Below are 25,433 nucleotides of genomic sequence, written 5' to 3' on the forward strand. Positions count from 1 at the left end.
AAAAACAATAATTCTCAATAAATGTTGTTTTTTTTAAGATTTTGTTTGTATTCTTTTACCGTTGCTTGGTAGTCTAATGTTTCTAAAATAGTAAGGTAGTCTGTAATATTTGAATTAGCCGGTTGTTTTTTGATCCTTGCTTGGGCAATCTCGTAATTTAAGCTGGCAATGATCGCTTCAAATAGCCGGTAATTCGTTTGAGCATTTTCTTTTGCCAATTTTGAAAAAAGTATAGTATTTTCATAATCTTGGCAATCTAAACATAAACACGAAAGATTGAGATAGATGCGTAGCTTGATGTCTTGATGTTGTTCTAGAGTGCCTAACGTATCGATTTTTTCCCCAACCAAGGTTCCTAAAGCGATTGCTTCGGAGAGCTCAAAACAGTATAAGGAATTATTCAACAGTTTCAATTCATAGAGATACCATTTGTCGATCCCTATCAAATATTGTTTGATAGGAAGCATTAAACTTTTCAATGGGCCAATGGTATTAAACGTTATTTGCTCAGAGTTTAAATAAAACATTGCTTGTGAAATTAAATTTAGGTGAGCGTATTTTTTATTGTTTGTAGTTGTATACAGCTGTTTAGACCTTTCTGTAAGCAACGATAGGCTTTCCGTGTCTTTTTTAAAAACTGCTTGGCTCAATTGATGGTACAAATGGTTTTCAGTTGGAAAAGATTCAGGGTCCAGTAAAAATAGAAATTCATCTACAGAAATAAAAAGTTTTTCCAGAATAATTAAAAATTTGTCAAAGGATGGCATATTAGCATTTGTTTCAATCAAATAATAGGTTTGCCGTGTCATGATGCCCTCATAGATATCTTTTTGACTAAGACCTTTTTCTTGCCTAATTTTCTTTAATAATGTTCCATAATCTTTCAAAATAATGCTCCTCTCTTTCGGTATAAAATACTTTACCTAGTGAAAAAATTTGCAATGCTTATGTTATTATAGCAAAAACATTAAATAACTATCAGATGACAAAATAAATTCATGATTAATTTAAAATTAATTTGAAATGCAGAAAGGAGTTGAGTAACATGATTCAATTATTTATTTGGTTTATTACCTACTAAAATTAGTATTCAGAAGCGTCAAAAATTTAAATTGTTAGGAGAGCTTTATTTTATGAAACAGAAAATCAGCTATTTATTTTTTTCATTCGTTTTAATTTTATTAGCGATGGTTTCCCTAGATGGGAAGCAAGCTGAAGCAACTCAAATTAACGGATCGTGGTCAACAGGGTCAACTGTAAACAGCCAGACAGTAGCTATGTTTACAAATGATTACATATCAAATACAGAAAATAGTCTTTTAGGACGCGAGAATGCAACATCTCGATTTTTCACCCCAGTATTTTGTGGTGGCGTTCAAGTATTAAAGTATGATGAACGCACTAATGCGAGATTATCAGGTGCGCAGTTTACAATTTATGACAGCTGGAACCGACCTGTTCAAGTGATTGAAACAAACTACAAAGGTATCGCCGAAACAAGGTCATTGCGTCTAGGTAATTATTCTATACGTGAAACAAAAGCACCTTCTGGCTACCAAATAGAAACAAGTGAGGTTCGTTTTAGCCTCCTTTGGGCCGGACAAATTGTCTGTTTAACGAAATGTAATAAGCCACTACCAGTTCAAAAAGGAAGCCTAAAAGTCATTAAAACCAATGAAAATAAGCAAGTTTTAGCAGGTGCTGTTTTTGATGTTTATAACGCAAATAATCAATATATGGGAAGAATCACGACTAATGCTAATGGAATAGCAACTTTGGGAAATCTTCCTTATGGAACATATAAGTTGATTGAAGTGAAAGCACCAAATGGCTATGAATTAGATTCAACACCGAAATATGTTACTATTTCTGCAACCTCACCAAGCGGAGTGGGTAGCATCAATATAATGAATAAAAAAGAAATCGCAACAGGTGAACTCGAAATAATTAAAAAAGATGAAGCAGGGAAAGCTTTAGCTGGAGCAGAATTTATCGTTTTTAATAGTAATCTGGCGATAGTTGGACAAGTGCAAACGAATGCTAATGGAATAGCGGTATTAAAAGACTTACCTTATGGCAATTATGCAGTGGTCGAAATGAAGGCGCCAGATGGCTACGAATTAGATTCGACAACTAAATATGTTACAGTCTCTAAAACTGATCCAAAGGGTAAGGTAAGTATTACCGTAATAAACAAGAAAAAAATCACAACAGGTGCGCTTAATGTCATCAAAAAAGATGAAAAAGGCAAGTTATTAGCCGGAGCAGAATTCGAAGTTCGTGATGCAAAGAATAAACTTGTTGGAAAAATTACAACAGGTACCAATGGAATCGGCGTATTGAAAGACTTACCATTTGGTACCTATAAACTAATCGAAACAAAAGCCCCAGCAGGCTATGAATTAGATGGAACACCGAAAACAATCAAAATTTCTAAAGATGATCCAAATGGTGTGATCAGCGTAACGGTTGTGAATAAAAAAGAAAAAACAACTGGAAATCTTGAAGTAGTGAAAAAAGATGAAGCTGGAGCAGTATTAGCTGGTGCGGAATTCGAAGTTCGTGACGCAAACGACAAAGTTGTTGGGAAAATCACTACAGATACCAATGGAATCGGCGTATTGAAAGATTTACCATTTGGTACCTATAAACTAATCGAAACAAAAGCCCCAGCAGGCTATGAATTAGATGGAACACCGAAAACAATCAAAATTTCTAAAGATGATCCGAATGGTGTGATCAGCGTAACAGTTGTGAATAAAAAAGGAAAAACAACTGGAAATCTTGAAGTAGTGAAAAAAGATGAAGCTGGAGCATTATTAGCTGGAGCAGAATTTGAAGTTCGTGATGCAAAGAACAAAGTTGTTGGGAAAATTACAACAGGTGCCGATGGAATCGGCGTATTGAAAGACGTACCATTTGGTACCTATAGACTAGTCGAAACAAAAGCGCCAACAGGCTATGAATTAGATGAGACACCGAAAACAATCAAAATTTCTAAAGATGATCCAAACGGTGTGATCAGCGTAACGGTTGTGAATAAAAAAGAAAAAACAACTGGAAATCTTGAAGTAGTGAAAAAAGATGAAGCTGGAGCAATATTAGCTGGTGCGGAATTTGATGTTTATAACGCCGCAGATGAGCTGGTTGGAAAAATCACCACAGATGCCAATGGAATCGGTCAATTAAACGATTTACCTTATGGTATCTATAAATTGATTGAAACAAAAGCACCGGAAGGATATGAATTAGATACAACACCAAAATTTGTCACATTATCTAAAACAGATCCAAATGGTAAAGCTTCTATTGATGTGGTCAATAAAAAAATAGAACTACCAGTTACGGGCTCTTTAAAAATCACTAAATATGTGAAGGACTCCGACCCAATTGTGTATTTAGCAGGAGCTGTTTTTGAAGTCTACGATACTAACACACAACTCGTAGGTACTTACAAAACAGACGCTAATGGAGAAATTCTTTTAAATGATCTGGAGCCAGGCAAATATTATGTGGTCGAAATCGAAGCACCGCCAGGCTATGAGCAAGACTCGACTTTTTATGAAGTAGCAGTTGAATCAGGAAAAATAGCTGAAGTCAGACATGCGAATATCAAAAAAGAAAACTTGGGTGCTTTGAAAATCACAAAATTTGCTAAAGATGAAGATGGTTTCGAAACAGATACTGTCTTGCCAAATGCAGAGTTTGAAGTAAAGGATTCAGCTGGAACGATTCATAGTGGCGTTACAGATACCCAAGGTGAGCTATTCTTCCCTGATTTACCAGCTGGAGAAGTAACAATCACTGAAACAAAAGCGCCAGATGGCTATGAAATCGACTCAATGACTCAAACTAAATCGATCGTTGCAGGAGAAATTACCGAAGCAACTTTTTATAATAAACCTAAACAAGAACAAGGCCGTGCCTTAGTTTATCTTTCAAGTAAAGATGCAAAAAAAGAGCTAAAAGGCTTGGAATACAGCATTACATGTACTAAAGGTGCAGCCTTTGAAACCACTGTTGTATCCAATACATTTGGGCAAATGAGTATTTACTTACCGCCTGGTGAATATGAAATCGAGCCAGTTGTAAAAGGGTATACCAATACTACTAAACCAAAAAGCTTCAAAATTGAAGCGAAAAAATTCACTGTCATTAGATTGGCGATTTAAGCTGGATCAATGAACGAAAAAATTGTTTTAAAATAGATTGTTTCAATAGCAATCTATTTTAAATAGATGATAATAAAGGTGCACATTTTATTATCGAAAACCATTTAGGAGGAAAAAATATTATGAACAAACAAGCTGAAAAAAAAGTTGGAAAATCTTTTGAAGAATTAACATCAGAAGAAATGAATAAAGTACAAGGGAGCTTTTTCGGTGGATGGGGCAGCTGGTCATCATCATCATCATCTTCTTCATCAAGTAGCTGTTACTCTACAAGATGTAGCTATAGCTGCTGCTCTTCAAGATGTTGCGGATGGTAATCTAAAATAATCAAGTTGCTAGACGAGCTCCTCTTAAGAGGAGATTTGTCTAGCACTTGTTTTTAACCAAAGAAATTTTACATAAATAACAACATAAAAGGAGTTTGGCATGAGTCTTAAAAATTTGGCAAAAGGAACATCGATCCGACAACGTTATGATGTTTTAAAAGAATATTATTTAAAAAATCATATGACTTATTCTGAGGAAAAACTTGAAAATTATAAAAAGTGGCGTAAGCGTCCTACGATGGTAACAGATGAACGTTTTAAAGAGATTTTGGACTCATTAGAGTTGACAGAAGAAGGCTTTGATCTAGCAATAAAAGAGCTGACATCAGAAGAAAAAGAATATATTTCGGCAGCTATTCACAATGAATCGTGGGTAAAAACGACGAAGTTGATTTTAGCACAGGAGGATCGTTTAGTAGAAGATGTTTTGGACGAAAACAAAGCGAATTTTACGTATGCTCTACGGTTGCATATTGACTATTTTGAAAAACAATTACAGCAAATAGTAGCAGATTTCCCTACCATCCAAGTTAAGGAAACGGCAACAGCAGATTTTGTAGGTGAAGTGATCAACCGCTTTATGGACATAGGTTTACGGACTTTTGTATACGATCTACATGTGGAAAAAGAGAAGATGTCTATTTCAGAGTCAATGGATGAAAAAGAAGGGTTCCAACAATACGTAAAAGCACGTTTTGATACACAAAAAAAATTGCTTGAATTTTTTGATCACTATCCAGTCTTAACAAGATTATACGCAGAAACAATCGATTTTCAACTTATTAATTTTCGAGAATTGATGGAAGCCATCACTGAGAGTGAAACAGAGCTGAACAAAGTCTTCCAAGTAGAAAATCCAATTTGTCTGACTAACTTAAAAATGGGTGCAGGAGATTCTCATGATCAAGGAAAATCAGTAGCGATTCTAACATTCAGTAATGAAATCGATGTTGTTTATAAACCTAAGAATTTACTGATTGGTGAATGTTTTGATCGCTTTGTTCAAGAAATCAATAAGATGGAACCAGAATTTGATTTTTATTTAACTACGAAAATAATCAAGAATGAGTACACGTTTGAGGAGCGTTTGATTTATTCTGAATGTTTGTCACAAGATGAAGTGACAGACTATTATCGCCAATTTGGCCAGACTGTGGCTTTAGTTTATTTACTTAATGGTAATGATTTTCACTTGGAAAACGTGTTGGCATATGGGAAATATCCTGTTTTGATCGACCTTGAAACAATCATTCAAAATCATTTTCCTATGCCAGATAGCGAAAATGCGATCGTTAAAGTTATGCAGGAAAATGGGGAGTCAGTGGTCATGAGCGGTCTCGTGCCGATCTACTTATTTGAAGAACGAGCTGAAGCTGATATCGAAGGTGCAAACAAAGGAATTCAACTTAGTGCATTAAGCGGCGGTGAGCAGAAATTGCCGTATAAAGTATTGAAATTAGTTAATTTTGATTCGGTCAATATGCAGTTTATGTATCAAGAACATATTACGGATGCGGCTGAAAATATTCCTTTATTTAATGGTGAAAAAGTTGATTTTGTTCCTTATATCGAAACAATCATTGCGGGATTTAAGGAATTTTCAGCATTTGCTATAAAAAACAAAGAGACTTTAGCATTTTTAGCAGAAAAAATATTTTCAGATTGCCTAGTCCGTAATGTGATCAAAACTACTCAAAGCTATGGTGATTTGCTGGATTATTCCACACATCCTACCTGTATGGTCGATTATATTGAACGGGAGAAATTATTTGAGAATTTATGGATGCACGGCTATTCTAACTCAAAACCAGTACCTTATGAAGTAAGGGATATGTTGCAACATGACGTACCGATTTTCTTTAATCCAACTAGTACAAAAAATCTAATGGCTAGCCAAGGTGAAATCATCCAGAATATGTATCAAGAAAAAGCCATTGATCTTGAAGTTTTAAGGTTGAAGAATTATTCAGAAGCAGAAGAACAGCAGCAGTTAGATTACTTAAAAACATCTTTTGGCTTATATCACTCGACAGACCTACAAGAAAAAATAATTCCACTGAAGGAGCAGAGACATCAAATCAACTTTTTAGATGGTGCGGCAGCTGTGGGGGAAGTAGTTCTTGAAGCGGCATTTTTAGGTGAAGATTCAATTGCTTGGAAAGACATTGAAGAAACATCGCCTGATAATTATATTGTAAATGTCATGAACGAAAATTTTTATGACGGAATTACAGGAATGTATCTGTATTTTAGTGAACTGTATCATGTCACAAAAGATAAAAAATTCCAAAAACCGTATAAGCTGGCAGAAACCTTTATCTTGAAACTTGAAGACGATTATGTGGATAGTATTTCGGCGTTTTATGGTTCTTTTGCTGCTGTGTATCCATTGCTTTATACGTATCGCTACAATCAAGATCTTAAATTATTAAAGACAGCAGAATCGATCGCTACTAAATATATGGAAAGATATGACAAAGAAAGTATTGAGAGTTATGACTGGAATGGCGGTACGGCTTCGATCATAAAAGTTTTTGTTCATTTGTATCAAATAACGAGTAAAGAAACTTATTTTACGTTTGCTAAACAGTTACTTTTAGATTTAGATCTGACTAAAATCACCCAAGGCGGTTTTGCCCATGGCTATTCTGGTGTGATCCATGCAGCGAATAGTTTGTTAAAAATCGAAAAAAATCCTGAAATCATGTTGGTAATCAAAAAGTGTTTAGTTAAAGAAAGAACGACCTTTGATCCTGTTCAAAAAGGCTGGTTAGATCTTCGACCAATACCACCAATGGTCAACGATTTATGGTGTTATGGTTCAACTGGAATCGGTTTAGCCTATTTAGATTTGCTAAATAGTGATTTTGAAGATTCTCTTTTAGCTGAAGAAATTCAAATTGCAGCACAACGATTGATCGAGCAAGAGAAAAGAGATGATTGTTTATGTCATGGAAACTTTGGCGATTTGGAGTTTTTGATTGAATATAGCAAAACATCATTGGCTACAAAACATCAAAAAGAGCAGATCAAAGCGAAAGTAGAAAAAGCAAATCAGAAAATCCATAATGAACAGTATACATTTGAAGGGTTACCGACAATTCCAAAATATGGATTGTTTACAGGCTTGGCAGGTATTGGTCATCAGCTTTTACGGTTCCATACTACAGAACAGACAGCTGACATATTAACGTTAGAATTACCAAAGAAATAAGGGGGGAAGCATGTTGACGAAAAAAGTACCATTTACTGAACAAAGCGAGCATAGTGAATGCGGATTGGCTTGTACAGCGATGGTTTTGAACTATTATGATGATCATGTAACATTAAGCCATCTTCGTGATGTCTACGGTGTTCCAAAAGGCGGTAATACGCTGACGAATCTAAATCAAATTTTATTGGATCGAGGAATCGAAACAAAAGCGATTCGAGTACTAGATTTAGAAATTTTAGAGGAACAAACAACACCGACGATTTGTTTTTGGGAAGAACGCCATTATGTTGTGTTAGAAAAACTAACAGCGAAAGAAGCAACGATTCTTGATCCAGCAAGCGGACGAAAAAAAATCAAACGATCTGAATTTCAAGATAGCTTCTCTAACATTGCATTGATTCTAACCGATGTCGACGTTACGGTCACACAACGGAAGAAGCAAAAAAATGCGACATGGCTTATTTTAAAAGATATTTTTAATGATCAAAAAGCTAAAGTTGCACTGTTTATCGTTTTAACGCTTTTGATTCAAATGGTGACGATCGCAATTCCAAGATTAACACAAACAATCATCGATAATTCTAATGTCGCTGTCTCTAATATTGTTCAAATCGGTACAATAATCGCGATTCTCTTTATTGCGTATTATCTACTGCAAGTTGCTAGAGGCTTAGTTTTGATCGTATTAGAAAACCTATTTGATTTAACTCTGATGAAAGCATTTATGAAGAAAATCATTCATTTACCATTGCGATTTTTTGTTAATCGTTCAACTGGGGATTTGATTTTTCGTGCCAATCTGAGTGTGATCATTCAGCAAATCATGAGTCAACGGATGCTCACAATTTCGGTTGATTTCCTATTTGTGTTTATCTATTTGATTTTAATGGTCAAGTTATCATTGAACTTGACGTTGATTGCGATTTTTGGTGCCTTCATGATGGGCGCAATTTCAGTCGTCAATTCTAGACGAGTCCAAAGCATTACGAATAAAGAACTGATTGCTCAATCTAAAGTACAGCGGATACTAGTAGAATTATTTGAAGGGATGGAAACTGTTAAATCATCCGGCTCTGAAAACCAATTCTATACAAAATGGCGTAATGAATTCAAAAATCAAATTATGCTGCGGGCGGAGAAAAATCGTTTTTCTACTTGGGTTAGAACCATCCAAACCTCTATCCAATTTATTTTGCCAATTGTATTGATTTATGTTGGACTATTCCAAGTAACGAAAGGTCAATTGACAATAGGAGAATTGATCAGCTTCAATGCATTGTCAGGAGCATTCATTGCACCCATTGTTACAGTTTTTGATTCTTATACAGAGTTCTTACTTTTACGTTCTTATTTTGGTAAGTTAAATGAGATTTTAGAAGCAAAAGACAATCCTCGTTTAGCAATTGAAGGGGAAACAATAACCGCAATCGATTCGGTGAGCGTTGAAGATGTTTCGTTTAAATACAGTTACTTTGAAGAAGACATCTTACATTCTGTTTCCTTCAAAATAGAGCTCGGAGATAAAGTAGCAATTGTTGGGAAAAGTGGTTCAGGAAAAAGCACATTATTGAAGTTGTTGGCAGGTTTGTACGATACGTCTTCAGGTCAGATTAAATTCAATGATATCGATTTAAAACAAATCGATGATGCTTCATTAAAAGACTGTATCAGTATTGTTAATCAAAAACCGACGATTTTTAATGCTTCTTTGTACGATAATATTGTGTTGAATCAGGGAGAAGCGAAGGATGAACGAGTGGAACAAGCAATTTTTGATTCAAGAGTAGATGAAATCATCATGAATTTGCCTTTGGGTTTAGAAACACAAATTTCAGAAGGTGGAATGAATTTATCAGGTGGTCAAATGCAGCGAATTTCTATCGCTCGGGCATTAGTAAAAGAAACAAGTTTATTACTGATGGATGAACCGACGAGTTCATTAGATAATATTTCAGAAAACTTTATTATGAATCGGTTAAAGACCTATGATTTTACGTGTATCATTGTGGCCCATCGTTTAAATACGATCAAACATTTCGACAGGATTTTAGTTATGGATCAAGGAAGAATCGTTGAAGAAGGAACGCATCAAGAGTTGTTGGCTTTAGAAGGGTATTATCACTCGATCTATTTTGATCCAATGAACATCACATAAAAGCTTTGGCCGGGATATCTGGAGAGTGGAGGAGAGGATAAAATGACAGTTATTGGTTATATGCGTGTCAGCACACATTATCAAAAATTTGATTCGCAACAACAGGCATTGAAGGATTATGGTGTTGATATAATTTTCAAGGAATATGAAAGCGGGCGTAAATGTTTTCGCAATGAGTTGAATAAAGCTTTAACGACATTGGAATCAGGTGACACGTTTGTTATTTTTAAACTAGATCGATTAGCTAGAGGAACGAAACAACTTTTAGGTTTATTAGAAGAATTCGATCGACGAAACATTCATTTTGTCAGTATTGAAAATAATATAGATACCTCAACACCAATGGGACGGTTCTTTTTTACGATCATGGGCGCATTCGCTGAAATGGAAGCAGAATTGATTCGCGAGCGCGTATTAGCAGGACTGAGTGCGGCTAAAAAGAATGGTGTTATCCTAGGTCGTCCGCCACTTGTCAATCAAGTCAATGAGGCACTTGAACTATATCACAATACCACTATGTCGACAGAAGACATTTCCAAACGTTGTGGTATTGCTACATCAACGATTTACCATCATTTAAGAAAAGCTGGTGTGTACCGAACGAAAAAGACCGCTGATTTATCGGCAAGCGATAAAGTATTAGTTCGTAGCGGAGAAAATAAATAGAAAAAAGGAGACTGAAAATAACTCATAGAGTTTTATCCAGTCTCCTTTTTTGTCACTTATTGTAAAATTCGAGCATATCTTGTAGCAAATTCATTATTGTAAGATACACCATTTACGTTTGTACCGACGTCCCAATTGGCAGACCAAGTCATCAATCCTTTGATTGGATTACCATCTTTAGCTAACTGATCGAGTGCTTTGTATACAGCCGTTGGATCGATCACATAACCGCTGCCAGCACCGTCAACATTCGCAGGAAGGCCTAAAACAAGCTTGTCATTTGGAATTTTCAAGAATGTCCGTGTACCATGAATCATTGAATCAGACATATAATAGAGGAACTCGTATTTCAACGCATCGTTACTTTGTGGAATCCATTTATTGATTTCATCTACCCAAACACCATCTCCGCCTTGATTATACAATTGCGGCGCAATATAGTCGTAGAAACCTTCTAAAGAAGTAATGTATTTTTCATAGGCGCCACCTGGTTTTAGGTAAGGAAATTCTGGTGCCATTGTGATGATGAAATTTTTACCTTGTGCTCTGTAATGCTCTTTGACTTTTTTCAAAGCAGCTGGGATAACGGTTTGGTTATCGCCTGCTGTAATTGCTGACTGCTCTAAATCAATATCCAGTCCATCAAAACCATACGTTTCTACTTGTCGAATGATTTCATCAGCAAAGGCTTGTTCATCACCCGTTTTTAATTGGATATGAGCATCCGCACCGCCAAGTGCAAGTAAAACTGCACGACCTTGACTGTTGAGTGTTGCGACGTCTTGTCTAAAAGCAGCATCTGTTTTGTTATAGGGGGCGAATGTTGGAATGCGGCTGACACCGTCACTTTTCATGAATGATACGGGAACCACATTATATGCTTTGTTTACTTCTGCTAAAGAAATGTTTGCGGAAGTCCCTTGTTTATAGCCATCTTTACCCTTAGAAGCCCAGTTATGCCAATAGCCGACTAGTACTTTTTTATTTGTTACACTGACCATTTCACTAGCAGAATCTGATGCTAGTGCAGGTGTTGCTGTATACAAACTAGCAACGGCGATACCTGAGACTAATAGAAAGGCAGGGATAAATTGTTTGAATTTCATGTGCACTACTCCTTTTAGTTTCGTATGTTAATTATTTTACGTTTACATCAATAGCTTGATAAAAAGCGTTCGTAGTATCGTAAACATTCCAAACAGCATAGATCACATGATATCCTTTACGGTCACTAGGGACAGTAATCGTATGTTTTACAGATGCTTCAGGAACAGTCGCTTTGTCATCAACTTGACCAATTAAGTCAAAGTTTTTGATATCTAAAGGTTGATTTGGATTCCAACCTTGTTTTGTCATATAGTAATCCCATGTAGATGTTCTGTGACGGGCAGTTAAAGTCCAATTGATTGCAAGAGGGCCTGTTGTAATATCAGATTTATACCAACGATCAGCAGTCTGAACATCTAATGGATCAAACCCGCTAACCCCTGCACTGGCTAATTTTCCTGGAGTGAACGTATTTTTAGTTGCTTCAATGCTTTGAGGCTCCCATTCAGCACGACCAACATTTTTATTTATTTTTCCACCTTGAGTACTACCGAAGTATGCGCGGCTTCCTGGGGATGAAACATATCCATGAGCATGTGTGACTGTGGTTGAAAGAGATAAACCTCCAGCTAATAAACCAAGTGTTAGGACTGCTTTGAGCATTGTTTTTTTCATTGTGATTCCTCCTAAAAGTATTTTTATAGCGCTTACAATGGTTAATTTAACATGATACATTATATTATTCAAATGATATGATTTATATTTTTTTAATTATATAACGATGAAATATTAATAAATATATTATTAGTTAAAAATAAGCATATACTTTTTTGAAAGAGAAAAAGTTGAAAAACCGTCAGTTATGAGCAAAGTGAATCTACACTCTAACTGGCGGTTTATACTAGTGATTTATCTAGTGAGTTAATGTTTTTTCATCATTAGCAATCACATCTAACAAACGTTGATTATCATTAAAAGTAGCAAAAACTTTTGCGCTGCTAAAATCTGGTACTTTTAAATCTGGTGATCTCATAAAGTCATTAAAAGCTGCTTCGTAAGCCAAAAGATCCAACATGTATAACGATTGATAGGATTTATTTAAGGCCATTCCTTTAGAAGCTAACTCAAAAGCTATCTCGTAATTTTTGATCAATGAATAGAATTTGGCTGTATTGAAGAATATTTTGGTTGCTTCAATCGGCATTTTTATTGTCATCCTATTCAGCATATCGATCGATTTCTCATAATAAACTTGTGCTTTGTCCAACTCATCAGCCATTTCATAAACGATCCCCAAACTATTGACAGAAAGAATCGCATAAACAGAATTTGAATCGCCAAGTTCATCAGCTCTGTAAAAATAGAATAAACTATCGGTTGTATTGTTGTAGCCCAATAAGTTCGTGATTCCCATAAAATAAAACCAGCGAACTTCTAATTCTCTATTTTGAAAATCAGAAACATTGATCGAGGTTGATTTTAAAAGTGAGTGGGCTTCTTTATGTTTGAACGTATTACACAATTCTTCCACATGATTTAAAAGGGAAGTAAGTTTTTTTTCATCATTATCATCTAATACGCTTTCGAGACTGAGGTTTAATCTTTTGCAGATTGCATCAAGGATTTCAAGGCTATCACAAACATTTTTATTTTCAATGTTACTAACCGTTCCTTGTGTACAAATTCCAGCGGCTAAAGTTACTTGCGACAATTTTTTTTGTTTTCTGACTGTGCGGATGATATCTCCTTTGATTCTCATAATGTTCCCCTCTATGTTTATGCATTATAGTTCTAGTTTATATAATAGTATGGTATTATTCTTTTGGAATCAACTAATTTTTTGGAGGGATAGACATGGAAACGCTTTTATTTTTATTGAATGAAGTGATTGGCTATGGCAATACAGGGCACGTATAGTGTTGGAAAATTAGTTATTAGATTTTGTTTTTTAACAAATGGATAGAAAATTAAAACTTTTTAAAACAGAGGAAATTCTATTTCTGTTTTAAAAAGGTTTTTTATTATATCAGAAAAATTCGTTTATTATATCTTTTTTGAAAAATATTAGTGCGTAAACCAGTTGAATCAGTTTCTAAATTTATTGATTTTTATCATCGATTTAGCATAGTATGGTATAATTTAACCAGTCATACAAGCATAAAAAAGGAGGAGATCCAGTGGCAAAAAAATTTACGACCCCATATGAAGTAGCTTATTATGATGGCGATATTACTAGAAAAATGACGATTCCATCAATGTTGGCTGTTGTAATCAAAACATCTGAAGAACAAAGCGATGCCTTAGATAGAGGAAGTGATTTTGTTGCTTCATTTGGCCTTGGCTGGGTCATTACCAATTACGAAATCCATATTACCCGTTTACCTAAAGTGGGAGAAAAGCTCGCCGTGACGACTCAAGCAATGGCGTATAATAAATATTTTTGCTATCGAAACTTTTGGATTCATGATGAACAAGGAAACGAATGCGTATTGATCAAGTCGACTTTTGTTTTGATGGATAAAGAAAATCGTAAAATGAGTAGCGTATTACCTGAGATCATTGAGCCGTATGAAAGTGAAAAAATCAAGAAAATTTATCGTGGCGAAAAAATTGAAAAAGTAGAAGATGGTGAATTTCTACCATATCGTGTGCGTTATTTTGATATCGACGGAAATCAGCATGTTAATAATGCAATCTACTTTAATTGGTTATTAGATGTATTGGGCTATGATTTTTTAAGCACACATGAGCCGACCTTTATCAATGTAAAATTTGATAAGGAAGTAGAATACGGTCAGGTAGTAGAAAGTCATTATGAAATGCTTGATACGGATGAAGGAGAGACAACGCGACATGAAATCCGAATCGATGGTCAAATCTATTGTGAAGCAAACATGAAATGGAAAAAAAGCCAATAGGATTTTAGAACCAAATTATTTTTTGGCTAAGACAACTTTTTGTTTTGTCTTGGTCTTTTTTAGTATAAAATAAATGATAGAAAAATCATTTTAACTATATGTATATTATAGTAGTTTTATGAAGAGAAAGGATAAAATACGCTATGATTCGTTTAGGTTTGACTTCTTTTAATGAACATGATAAATTAACCGGAAAAAAGCGTTCTACGTTATATGAATATGCAGGTTACCTACCACTAGTCGAGATGGATACAGCTTACTATGGCATTCCGAAACAAGACTCTGTTCGAGAGTGGACTAAATCAGTTCCTGAGAATTTTCGATTTGTGATGAAAGTATATAGCGGCATTAGCTGTCAAGGTGAATGGCAACAGTATTATCAAAATGAAGATGAGATGGTTGAAGCTTTTTTGACAAGCATGGCGCCCATGATCGAAAGTGGGAAGCTTTTTGCATTTCTGATTCAATTTTCTGGAACGTTTAGCTGTACGAAGGAAAATGTTCAGTATTTGGAAAAGATTCGTCACTGGTTTGCCAGATTTCCGATTGCGATAGAATTGAGAAATGGTTCGTGGTATACAGCTAAATACATTAAACAAACACTATCGTTCATGAAACGCAATGAGTTTTCCTTAGTGGCAGTCGATGAGCCGCAGATTCCAACGAATCCAGTCCCATTTTTCCCTTATGTTACCAATGATCAATTTTCGTTATTCCGATTTCATGGGCGCAATGCCGCAGGGTGGATGGCAAATGACAAAGATTGGCGTAAAAAGCGTACCTTATATCGCTACAATTCAGATGAAATCGCAGAGTTGATTGAAGCGGTGGAAAAAGTGGCTCGTGAGACGAAAGAAGTTGGCGTGATCTTCAACAATAATTCAGGCGGCGATGCGGCAGGCAACTTATTAGAAATGAAAGCTGCCTTGAAATTGGAATACAAGAATTTAAACCCAAAACAAATGGGCTTATTTTAACAAATGACATAGTTCAATTAAAGAAAGGAATACCATGATTAAAGCTATTTTCTTTGATATAGACGGTACTTTGGTGAACAAACATACCAAAGCCTTAGCATCGACTAAACAAGCGATTGAAAAGGCCCAAGCACAAGGAATCATTTGTGGAGTAGCGACAGGTCGAGGTCCAGTTCATTTAAGCCAACAAATAGATGAATTAAATCTAGATGTTTTTGTTACTTACAATGGTCAACTAGTTTATACAGAGGAAGAAACGATTCGAGCAGATCACTTTTGTGATGAGACGCTAAAGAGGATTGTTTCATTTTCAGATTTTTATCATCGTCAAATTATGTTCGGTTCAAGACGGAGTTTGGAAGGCAGTTCATTGATGCGTTTTGGCCAAAAGAAATGGGCAAAAAAACTGGTTCGTTTTTTACCTAAGCACTTTCCAACAACGTTTGTAAAAAATCTGATCAGCCGCTTTTCAATTCATAGAAAGGCTCAACGCTATCATGATCTGGATATTTTAAAAGAACCGATTTATCAATGTGTTTTATTAAGTCCGCAAGCTGAGTTTGATTTTTTAAGCGAACAATTACCAGGTTGCCAACTGACAAGATCGAATCCCTATACACTTGATATTATTCCAATTGGTGGATCAAAACTTGTGGGCATCCAGAAATGCGCCGAATATTTTGGATTTACATTAGATGAAGTAATGGCATTTGGAGATAGCTGGAATGATATAGAGATGCTTAGTGGTGTCGGGTTTGGTGTTGCAATGGGGAATGCAGAAGACGAAGTCAAAAAAGTGGCGAAATATGTGACTAGAACAAATGAAGAAGATGGAATTTATCAAGCATTACGGCATTATGGTGTAATTATGTAGTGGCATAGGCTAAACTTTCGGAAAAAGGCTAAGAAGTGTCACAGTCAAGTATTACTAATTTCCAGTCAAGGTTGAACGTTGTTACTGATATGTTATCTAGCTACGCGGACAAGTCTCTCAGGAAAAAGATAAAATCTGCATGTGACAGAAAGCGTCACAAACATTTTTTCTATTTTCCTGTCAAGACTGAACGAGTCCGCTTCGCTTTTAAATTTAGGAGGAACCAAATGAAAATCGATAATCCTTTTGAAAAAACCGAAGCATTTCATGAAAAATTTGATAATAGGAAACCTAAGATTCCAACGCAATTTTCTGCTAAACAAGCATCAGACAGAGCGGGTTTTAAAGTGGAAGAATTAGTTGAATTTCTATATGGATCTGCAAATAATGACCCTGTTGTATTCAAAGAATTAGTGAACCAGTTAAAAATATCTGTCGATCAAGCAGAAGAAAAGGTGCTTAGTAAGCAAAATAAAGTAACAGATCCTTTGGTGGAACAAGTAGATGCACTAATTGATTTATTGTATTTCACATACGGTTCGTTTTCACTATTAGGTGTTGATCCGACAGAAATATTTTCGATTGTTCATGAAGCCAACATGGGGAAAATTTTTCCTGATGGGAAACCCCATTATCATCCAGTGACGCATAAAGTATTGAAGCCTGACAATTGGGAAGCTGATTTTGCTCCCGAACCAAAAATTAAGGCTGAGCTAGAACGCCAATGTAAAGCGATAGAGGAATAAATAATAGTGAATTATACGCCCAAGTTGATTCGGATTTAGTGTTTGTCAAAGCTAATTTTTAGTTTTGATAAACACTATTTTTTGTTAAATATAAAAAAATCCATCTATTATTCTCATTATTTTAGAATCTGAGCGAATAAAGTGATAAAAATTACATAATTTATATGATAACATACATATAGTTGGATTAAAAAAACATAATATTTATTTAAAATTACGAAGGAAGATAATTGTTATGTAAGTTAGGGTTGTTACTACACATAGCTTGTGAAAAACAATTATGATCAAACCCTTTAGTATCAAAAGAAAGGTGGGGCTAAATGGGCGTTATTTACGTTATTTCCATGATTTCAATTAGTGTTTATTATATCTATATCACAATGATCAAAAGTGCAAAGGAACTTTATATTGAAACGCTTTTTATACCAAATCGTAAAGTACATTACGTAGTAGTCATTCCTTGTTTTAATGAGGAGAAAGTCATTAAAGAAACGCTTCTTTCTTTATTACGTTTCACAACAGAAAATTTAACAATTTACGTTGTTGATGATGATTCAGCTGATGACACGCTAAAAGTTATAAATGGAGTTTCTGATTCCAGAATTAAACTAATTGAGAAAAAAAAACCAAATGCTCAACAAGGTAAAGGTCATTCATTGAATGTTGCTTATAGAAAAATTCTTCAAGATTATCGACAAATAGATTCTAATCAGGTCATTGTCACGGTTCTGGATGCGGATGGTTTCTTATGTGAAGATGCTTTCAATATTGCCGATAGAATTTTTAGTCATTCTGACATTCATGGAATCCAAGCACGCGTTCGAATTATCAACAATTATAAAGGTGGAAATTGGTTGACATTACTGCAAGATATTGAATTTTATGAAGTGATTGGAAATATACAAAAGCTTAGAATGAAGACCAAAACTGTTGGACTTGGCGGAAATGGTCAATTTACCCGATTGTCTGTATTAAAAAAATTTGAGGACATCCCTTGGAATGACTGTTTACTTGAAGACTATGATTTGACGATTCGTTTATTGTTGAATAACGAGCGAATCGTTTACACAGAGCAACTAATCATTTACCAACAAGGTGTGACAAGTTATCAGCGCTATATTAAACAACGAAGCCGCTGGATTCAAGGCAGTCTTCAATGCCATTTTTATATGTTTAGGTTGCTCAAAACTAATTCACTTTCGAAAATCGGAAAACTAGAGATGCTCTATTTTTTACTACAGCCTCATTATAATTTGATCAATAGTGTCATTCTTTTAATCTCAATAAGAATGCTGGGGCACTCATTATTAGAAGAAATGACGCTAAAATCCGTGCTGACTATACTTTTAATGGCGTTTATTACAGTTTATCCAGGTCTAACATTTTCTAAAAGATATATAAAAGAAACCAGAGATATTGAAACAATTGAAAATTCTCCCAAAATTAGATGCTATTTAGGTGGGATTTTTATGTACCTGTATATTTTTTTGACAATTCCCAGTATCCTTTTAGCATTTGCTAGACAGCTAGTAGGGAAAAAGTCCTGGATAAAAACGAAAAGAGAAGAGAATGTCTAAAATGAATGAAATCAACGGTTATTTTGATAGTCGATTGTTTTCTATCTTGCCACCTATTGTCATTGTAATAAGTATTGTTTTCGGTAAATTTTTATGGTTTTTTCTAGTTGCAATAGAAAGGAGGTCACCGATGAAACATTATATGATCATTTTTGGCACAAGGCCTGAATTAATAAAAATGTTTCCGATAATTAAAGAGTGTCAGAAGCATGCACAACGTATCAAACTAACCATCGTTAATACTGGACAACAAAAAGAAATGGTCGACATTCTTTTAAAGGAATGGGAAATTCAACCACAATACGATTTAGGTGTTATGAAGGACAAACAAACATTAACAAATTTGACTATCAACATGATGAGCACCTTGGAACCTATTGTGAAGGCAGAAAATCCTGATTTGGTGATTGTTCACGGGGATACAACAACAGCTTTTGTCGCTAGCTTAATGGCGTTTTACCAGCAGAAAAAAATAGCACACATTGAGGCTGGGCTCAGAACTGGTAATAAGAATGCACCATTCCCAGAAGAAATAAATCGGCAATTGGTCGATCGGGTAGCGGATTATTATTTTGTTCCAACGCAAAGCAATAAAGAGAATTTAGAAAAAGAAGGTATACAATCCGTCATTAAAATTACAGGTAACACAGGTATCGATACATTACGTTATCTTGATTTAAAGCGGACGATTGCGGAAGAACAGCGGCAAATACTTGTTACCTTACATCGACGAGAATTAGATGTGGAAAAGTTAAAGAAAATTTGTATCGTTTTAATAAAAATTGCAAAAAATTATCCCGATATTGTTATAAAATATCCTGTACACCTCAATCCTAAAATAAAAAAGGTAGTATGTTCACTATTAGCTAACCAATCGAATATTGTTTTAACGGCTCCTTTGAATTATTTGGCGTTTCAGCAAGAGATGATGAATAGTTTTTTAGTTATTACAGACTCTGGGGGGATTCAAGAAGAAGCCCCTTATTACAAGGTCCCTGTTTTGGTGATTAGAGAAGTGACTGAGCGACAAGAAGCAGTTACTGCAGGTTTTTTAAAACTTATCGGTACTAATGAACAAATGCTATATAAAAATGTCGTTACTCTTTTGAATAATACAGACGAATATGAAGCAATGCGAACGGTTGAAAGCCCCCTTCCATTTGGAGATGGACATGCTGCAAAAAGGATCATTAAGTGTTTGTTGCAGGAAATATAGACACTGAAGAAACGTTATAAAGAAGGAGACTATGTAATGAAAAGTAAAAGAATTGTTCAAGCCACTATTTTCTGTCTGATTTTTAGTATTTTCTTCCCAGCCTATTCATATGCCAACACGGATTTTGGCGATCTATATGTTTCTAATCCAACGATAGTCAAAGGTGATACTATTGTTGATGAGGAAACCGAAATCAGTTATCATCAAAATGTTTCATTAACATACACATATAATATCCCAGATACTGTTTCAATCGTTTCTGGAGATACGATGAATTTAAGGGTTCCAAGGAATACTCTAATCGCAAGCGACTTTTCCTACGATATTGCTACAGAGGACGGTTCGTTAATCATGACGATCAGTGGTGATTCAGAATCAAATACTGTGACAGCAATTTTCGGTCCATTTTATGAATTGCATAAAGCAAATCGCCAAGGGGAAATTCTCTTTTATGCTCGTGGAACAACAATGACGGAAAATGAAAATTGGGTGATGAACAAAGTCGGTTGGAATAGTTCTGATAATACCTCAGCTATTTGGAATATTATCATTAATCCTGATTCCAAATACATTACAAATACTATTTTGACTGATGTTCTTGGGGATAACCAGGAATTTAGTAATGACTTTCTAATTCAGGCTGAAATTGGGACCTATGACAAGACAACCCAATTGTTTTACCCGAAAGAACCTATCGATCCAGCTAAAATAAGCTCAACGAATGCGGGGTTCATTGTTAATTTAGGAACATTGAATAATGCAGTTAGTTTAACGTATAGATCGAATAAACAAGCCGATCCGAATATACCTTATAGAAATAAAGCCATTCTGGAAGCCGATGGTGAAGGAAATCAGGTAGTGATCGAGGCTGAAACACCAGGGCTTGGTGGCGGTGGAAGCGGATCGGGAGAACCAGGGGAACCTGATCCAGAAGAATCTACTTCTGAAACGATAGAAACATCATCAACGGATTCAAGCGCGATTGAAAGCTCTACAACTTCTGATAGTAGTACTGAGAGTCTTGAAGAATCGACAGTAGAAAGCACTACTGACTTTATCTCATCAGAACAAGGAACGACCACCAACTCAGATTTATCAGCAAATTCAGCTGAAAGTTCCAGTGATTTGAAACAAAAAAATTCCAACAAATTGCCAAGAACAGGGTATCTGAAATCAATGATTGGATTGATTGGCTATGTACTACTCTTCATCAGCGTGTCATTGTTTCTATTTAAGAAAAAAAATCAAAACGGTATTAAATAATACGCAAAAGAAAAAGGGAAACAATCAGCTTAAGAAATTTTCTTAAGCTGATTGTTTCCCTTTTTACTCTCATTTGAAGCATTACTAGTATTTTTTATCCTTCAAAAAAGGTTTGATATAAAGCCTGAATCGCTTTTGTCTCTTGATCTTCACGGATACCAAACATGATGCTGACCTCAGATGATCCTTGGTTGATCATCTCTAAGTTGATTTTATTAAAAGCTAAGGCTTCAGTACTGTCAGCCATGACCCCGATCCGTTGGCGCATTCCTTCTCCCACGACCATCAACATCGACAAACCATGAGTGATCCGCAATTCATCAGGTTCAAGCTCATCTTCTAAACGTTTCATTAATTCTTCTTCTATTTCAATTGTTAATTGACCTTCTCTTAAAATAATTGAAATATCATCAATTCCAGAAGGCATATGTTCATAACTAAGCCCTAATTCTTCGAGAATTTGAAGTAAACGACGACCGAAACCTAACTCTCTATTCATTAAATACTTACTTATATAGATACTAGCAAAACCTTGGTCACTGGCAATTCCTACCACTGGGTCATGTTTGACTGTTCTAGAAGTCGTGATCAATGTGCCAGGATGTTCAGGATTATTCGTATTTTTGATAACTACTGGAATATTGGCGCGATAAGCGGGCATCAAGGCTTCATCATGTAACACCGCAAAGCCCGCATATGCTAATTCCCGCATTTCTCGATAAGTCAGTTCTTTAATCGTTTTTGGTTCATGAATAATACCGGGATGAGCGACAAAAATACCGTTAACATCAGTAAAGTTCTCATAAATATCTGCTTTTACACCAGCGGCAACGATCGATCCTGAGATATCGGATCCTCCTCTAGAAAATGTACAAATGTCGCCAGCTTCTGTAAAACCAAAAAAGCCAGGAATCACTAAAATTTCTTCAGTTGTACTGAATTGATTGATCTTGCTTAAAGAAGAAGGCAAAATCCGAGCATTTCCAGGTTCATCTGAAACGATGATACCAAGATCTAAAGGATTTTTATAACGAGCATTCAAGCCTCGTTGCTGGAAAAATGCAGCTACTAGCTTAGCATTATTGTCTTCACCGCTAGCTAAAAAAGCATCTAAAAGATGAGGATTATTTTCTTTTTTCAAAGTAGCTAAATGTTGGATCGCAAGTTGGATGTCTGCTAAAACATCTTTATTAAGTTTTAGTTCATCTAAGATTGCCTCATAGCGGGCAACGATTTTTTCGATGATTTCAGTAGTCTTTTCATTATTTAAATACGCATGATAATAAGTAATAAGCATATCTGTTACTTTGATGTCTTCAGACGAACGTTTACCAGGAGCTGAAACAACGATGAACTTTCGTGAAACGTCTTCTTTTACGATTTGTAAAACTTTCTCTAATTGTGTTGCAGAAGCAAGTGAGCTTCCCCCAAATTTTGTGACTTTCACTTTTTTCACTCCTAATTTTAATAGATTTTTCATTATAATAGTAAAAGAATACCGAAATATCCTATGAAAAGCAACCGCAAAATGGACAATTATTTAATCTTTTCCGTTCTTTTTCGACAAATTTCTTCATTTTTTTTCAAACTTTTGTTAGACTGGTAGAGCTGAATAAGAATAGTAAAAAAAGGAGCACCAAAATGATACAAAAATATGAAGGAATTATTTTCGATATGGACGGTGTATTGGTTGATAGTGAAGAGTTTTATTATCAACGTAGGAAAGCCTTTCTTAAAGAATACGATCTATCTATTGAACAAATACCGATTCCTGAATTTGTTGGAGCAGATATGCGAAGTTTATGGGAGACGATTCTAGAAGTAAATGATACAAACTATGATGAAGCTTTCCTAACTGAAAAATATTTACAATATAAAATCGATCATCCCATCGATTATGGTAGTATGATCGATCCAGATGCAAAACGAGTCTTACAATTTCTTAAAAGAAAAGGGTACAAAATCGGTTTGGCCTCTTCATCAATGATGGATGCGATCCAAGAGGTGTTGAAAGCAGGGCAATTAGCTAGTTACTTCGATGTGATTGTCAGTGGAACTCAATTTAAAAAAAGTAAGCCCGCACCTGAAATTTATGAATACACTGCTAGTGATTTAGGAATCGATCCTGAAAATTGTCTTGCGCTTGAAGATTCAGAAAAAGGAATACGCTCAGCACATGATGCAGGTATGACAGTCTGGGCTATAAAAGATATTCGTTTTGGAATGGAACAGCAGTTAGCTGATGCACAATTGGATACATTGAGTGACATGTGTAAAAAGTTGCAAGAAGTGGAAGTTATCGTTTAAACTTGTTAGTAATGAGGACGGAAACGTCACAATATTACAAAGTCAAAACATTTATTAAGAAATTACAATTAACTAGTGCTTGATAGAGTGGATTGTGGTATAATTTTCTGTAGGTGTTTTTAAGGATTTTATGTAGATAAGAGAGTAATACAATTGTAGATAGAAGTGATTTTGTTATTTATCAGCGGTTGTATAATCATATATGGATAAATAAACGGAGGAACCATGAATGAAGAATAATCTGATCATTATCGTAGTTTTAGCTATAATAATCATCGCAGCAGTTTTGTATTTAGTTGGTTATTTTATGAGAAAGAAAAATCAAATGAAACTCGATGATCTGGAAAAGAGGAAAGAAGAGCTGTTCGACTTACCAGTGATTGAAGAGGTCGATGATGTCAAAAAGATGCACATGGTCGGGCAAAGTCAGAACACGTTTAGAGAATGGAATCAACGTTGGACTGAGATTTCTACTCGTTCTTTTGCAGAGCTAGAAAGTCAGATTTTTGAAGTCGAAAATTTAAATGAAACCTTCCGTTTTATGAAAGCAAAAAAAGCAGTTGCTGAAGCTGATCAAACGATGACTGAGATGGAATCAGAAGTTGAGATCATTCGTAATGGTTTGAAAGAACTACGTGAGAGTGAAGAGCGTAATTCACTTGAAGTACAAAAAGCTTTAGATGTTTATGAAGAAATCAGTAAATTACTTCATGATGAAAAATCAGAATTTGGCTCTGCCTATCCTGAGTTACAAAAACAAATCAAAAATATCGAAATCGAATTTACTCAGTTTGTGACACTAAATACTTCTGGAGATCCGATCGAAGCGCGTGAAGTTTTAGAAAACGCTGAACGTCATACCTATGAATTAGACGACGTGATGAAACGTATTCCACCACTTTATGATGAATTGAATCGAACGTTCCCTGATCAATTAAAAGAGATCGAAGAAGGATACAAACGTCTACTTGCAGATCATTATGTTTTCCCTGAAAAGAATTTCGAAGATGAACTAAGACGTGTTCAAAAACGCGTGAAAAATTCAACAGTCGATTTAGAGAAGACCGAAGTTGATGCAGTAGAAGTAGCTAATCGTGATACAGCTAATGCAATTGATGCATTATACGAAATCATGGAACGTGAGATCAATGCGAAGAAATATGTGATGACGAATCAGAAAGTCGTTGGTGATTATATCGCCCATGCACTGAAAAATAATCGTCAGTTGATGATTGAATTAGATCACACATCACAAAGCTACACATTGAACCATAATGAGTTAGGACGTTCAAGAGGTTTCCAAACAGAAATCGAAGAGCTGATTCGCCGTTACGAAGATTTTGAACCAAAAATGAAAGAACATACAGTTCCTTATTCTGAAGTACAAGCATTCTTTAAAGATTGTTACAAGATATTAGATGACATTGAAAATCAACAAGTTGAAATCGATGATTCATTAAAAGAATTACGCAAAGGTGAAAAAGCTGCTCAAGAAAAAGTTGATCAATATGATTTCCGATTACGTAATATCAAACGTCATGTTGAAAAACAACGTTTACCAGGATTACCAGCTGATTACTTAGAGTTTTTCTTTGTAGCAACAGATCGTATCGAAGAACTAAGCAAGGCATTGAATCGAATCCGTATCAATATGGAAGAAATCAAAAAGCTTTCTGATCTTTGTAATGAAGATTTAGAATTACTAGATAAGAAAACGAATGATTTAGTTAACTCCGCTGCATTGACAGAACAAATGATGCAATATGCGAATCGTTACCGTCATACACATGAAGCAATTCGTGTGGCAATGGAAAACAGTTTAGAACTATTTTCGAAAGAATACAGATATCAAGATGCTCTAGATGAGATTGGCACTGCACTTGAACGAGTGGAGCCAGGCGCGTTTAGAAGAATTGAAGATTTCTACTTCAATAATCTTGATGCAATTTAAAGAATTTAGGGTGAGACATGTGTC

At 35.2% G+C, this 25,433-nt stretch carries 19 protein-coding genes; 14 read left to right on the forward strand and 5 right to left on the reverse strand.

The features are described 5' to 3' along the window. Positions 1-14: 14 nt before the first annotated feature. Positions 15-887, reverse strand: coding sequence for a helix-turn-helix domain-containing protein (locus IGL98_RS03730; RefSeq protein ID WP_206913071.1), 873 nt, complete (start codon positions 885-887; stop codon positions 15-17). A gap of 246 nt (positions 888-1,133) precedes the next feature. On the opposite strand from IGL98_RS03730, the gene IGL98_RS03735 reads away from it, so the two are divergent. The 5 genes from IGL98_RS03735 to IGL98_RS03755 all read left to right on the forward strand — a co-directional run bounded on the left by IGL98_RS03735 (position 1,134) and on the right by IGL98_RS03755 (position 10,533). Next, positions 1,134-4,172 carry a SpaA isopeptide-forming pilin-related protein gene (locus tag IGL98_RS03735; RefSeq protein ID WP_206913072.1) on the forward strand — a complete coding sequence of 1,013 codons (3,039 nt, stop codon included), beginning with the start codon at positions 1,134-1,136 and terminating at the stop codon, positions 4,170-4,172. A 122-nt stretch (positions 4,173-4,294) separates the two neighbouring features. Then, a complete protein-coding gene (locus tag IGL98_RS03740; protein WP_206845177.1) occupies positions 4,295-4,489 on the forward strand; it encodes a mersacidin family lantibiotic in 195 nt (64 codons plus the stop codon). A gap of 109 nt (positions 4,490-4,598) precedes the next feature. Further along, the gene (gene lanM, locus IGL98_RS03745) at positions 4,599-7,712 is read left to right on the forward strand and encodes a type 2 lanthipeptide synthetase LanM (protein ID WP_206913080.1); all 3,114 of its coding nucleotides are present in this window, start codon (positions 4,599-4,601) and stop codon (positions 7,710-7,712) included. A gap of 10 nt (positions 7,713-7,722) precedes the next feature. Then, the gene (locus IGL98_RS03750) at positions 7,723-9,867 is read left to right on the forward strand and encodes a peptidase domain-containing ABC transporter (protein WP_242590294.1); all 2,145 of its coding nucleotides are present in this window, start codon (positions 7,723-7,725) and stop codon (positions 9,865-9,867) included. 42 nt (positions 9,868-9,909) lie between these two features. Beyond that, positions 9,910-10,533 carry a recombinase family protein gene (locus IGL98_RS03755; RefSeq protein ID WP_206845152.1) on the forward strand — a complete coding sequence of 208 codons (624 nt, stop codon included), beginning with the start codon at positions 9,910-9,912 and terminating at the stop codon, positions 10,531-10,533. Between the two features lie 56 nt (positions 10,534-10,589). On the opposite strand, the gene IGL98_RS03760 is transcribed toward IGL98_RS03755, so the two are convergent. From IGL98_RS03760 to IGL98_RS03770, 3 genes are all read right to left on the reverse strand, one after another. After that, the gene (locus IGL98_RS03760; RefSeq protein WP_206845142.1) at positions 10,590-11,639 is read right to left on the reverse strand and encodes a chitinase; all 1,050 of its coding nucleotides are present in this window, start codon (positions 11,637-11,639) and stop codon (positions 10,590-10,592) included. 31 nt (positions 11,640-11,670) lie between these two features. Beyond that, on the reverse strand, positions 11,671-12,255 hold the full coding sequence (locus IGL98_RS03765; RefSeq protein ID WP_069645670.1) for a lytic polysaccharide monooxygenase: 585 nt from the start codon (positions 12,253-12,255) through the stop codon (positions 11,671-11,673). 238 nt (positions 12,256-12,493) lie between these two features. Next, on the reverse strand, positions 12,494-13,339 hold the full coding sequence (locus IGL98_RS03770; RefSeq protein WP_206845139.1) for a helix-turn-helix domain-containing protein: 846 nt from the start codon (positions 13,337-13,339) through the stop codon (positions 12,494-12,496). Between the two features lie 418 nt (positions 13,340-13,757). Here IGL98_RS03770 and IGL98_RS03775 point away from each other — a divergent pair, with 418 nt between their 5' ends. The 7 genes from IGL98_RS03775 to IGL98_RS03805 all read left to right on the forward strand — a co-directional run bounded on the left by IGL98_RS03775 (position 13,758) and on the right by IGL98_RS03805 (position 21,151). After that, positions 13,758-14,498 (forward strand): acyl-ACP thioesterase domain-containing protein, encoded by a 741-nt coding sequence (locus IGL98_RS03775; RefSeq protein WP_206845136.1) that lies wholly within the window; start codon positions 13,758-13,760, stop codon positions 14,496-14,498. A 143-nt stretch (positions 14,499-14,641) separates the two neighbouring features. Continuing rightward, entirely contained in the window at positions 14,642-15,475 is an 834-nt protein-coding gene (locus IGL98_RS03780; RefSeq protein ID WP_206913082.1) for a DUF72 domain-containing protein, read from the forward strand. Positions 15,476-15,509: 34 nt separating this feature from the next. Beyond that, positions 15,510-16,349 (forward strand): Cof-type HAD-IIB family hydrolase, encoded by an 840-nt coding sequence (locus tag IGL98_RS03785; RefSeq protein ID WP_206913084.1) that lies wholly within the window; start codon positions 15,510-15,512, stop codon positions 16,347-16,349. Positions 16,350-16,576: 227 nt separating this feature from the next. Continuing rightward, complete coding sequence (locus IGL98_RS03790) at positions 16,577-17,095, forward strand: HAD family hydrolase (protein WP_206913085.1); 519 nt, start codon at positions 16,577-16,579, stop codon at positions 17,093-17,095. A gap of 320 nt (positions 17,096-17,415) precedes the next feature. Beyond that, a complete protein-coding gene (locus IGL98_RS03795; protein ID WP_206913087.1) occupies positions 17,416-18,672 on the forward strand; it encodes a glycosyltransferase family 2 protein in 1,257 nt (418 codons plus the stop codon). 130 nt (positions 18,673-18,802) lie between these two features. Next, positions 18,803-19,888, forward strand: a complete 1,086-nt coding sequence (gene wecB, locus IGL98_RS03800; protein ID WP_206913089.1) for a non-hydrolyzing UDP-N-acetylglucosamine 2-epimerase — start codon at positions 18,803-18,805, stop codon at positions 19,886-19,888. A 36-nt stretch (positions 19,889-19,924) separates the two neighbouring features. Continuing rightward, positions 19,925-21,151: a collagen binding domain-containing protein gene (locus IGL98_RS03805; RefSeq protein ID WP_206913091.1), complete on the forward strand. Its 1,227-nt coding sequence runs from the start codon at positions 19,925-19,927 to the stop codon at positions 21,149-21,151. A gap of 94 nt (positions 21,152-21,245) precedes the next feature. Here IGL98_RS03805 and IGL98_RS03810 read toward each other — a convergent pair whose 3' ends face one another. After that, on the reverse strand, positions 21,246-22,598 hold the full coding sequence (locus tag IGL98_RS03810; RefSeq protein ID WP_206911742.1) for an aspartate kinase: 1,353 nt from the start codon (positions 22,596-22,598) through the stop codon (positions 21,246-21,248). A 194-nt stretch (positions 22,599-22,792) separates the two neighbouring features. On the opposite strand from IGL98_RS03810, the gene IGL98_RS03815 reads away from it, so the two are divergent. Further along, positions 22,793-23,458, forward strand: coding sequence for an HAD family hydrolase (locus tag IGL98_RS03815; RefSeq protein ID WP_206911743.1), 666 nt, complete (start codon positions 22,793-22,795; stop codon positions 23,456-23,458). Positions 23,459-23,687: 229 nt separating this feature from the next. Continuing rightward, positions 23,688-25,409, forward strand: a complete 1,722-nt coding sequence (gene ezrA / locus IGL98_RS03820; protein ID WP_069645660.1) for a septation ring formation regulator EzrA — start codon at positions 23,688-23,690, stop codon at positions 25,407-25,409. Positions 25,410-25,433: the final 24 nt, after the last annotated feature.

It is taken from the genome of Enterococcus sp. DIV0840, from assembly GCF_050527835.1.
Lineage (GTDB): Bacteria > Bacillota > Bacilli > Lactobacillales > Enterococcaceae > Enterococcus_L > Enterococcus_L ureasiticus.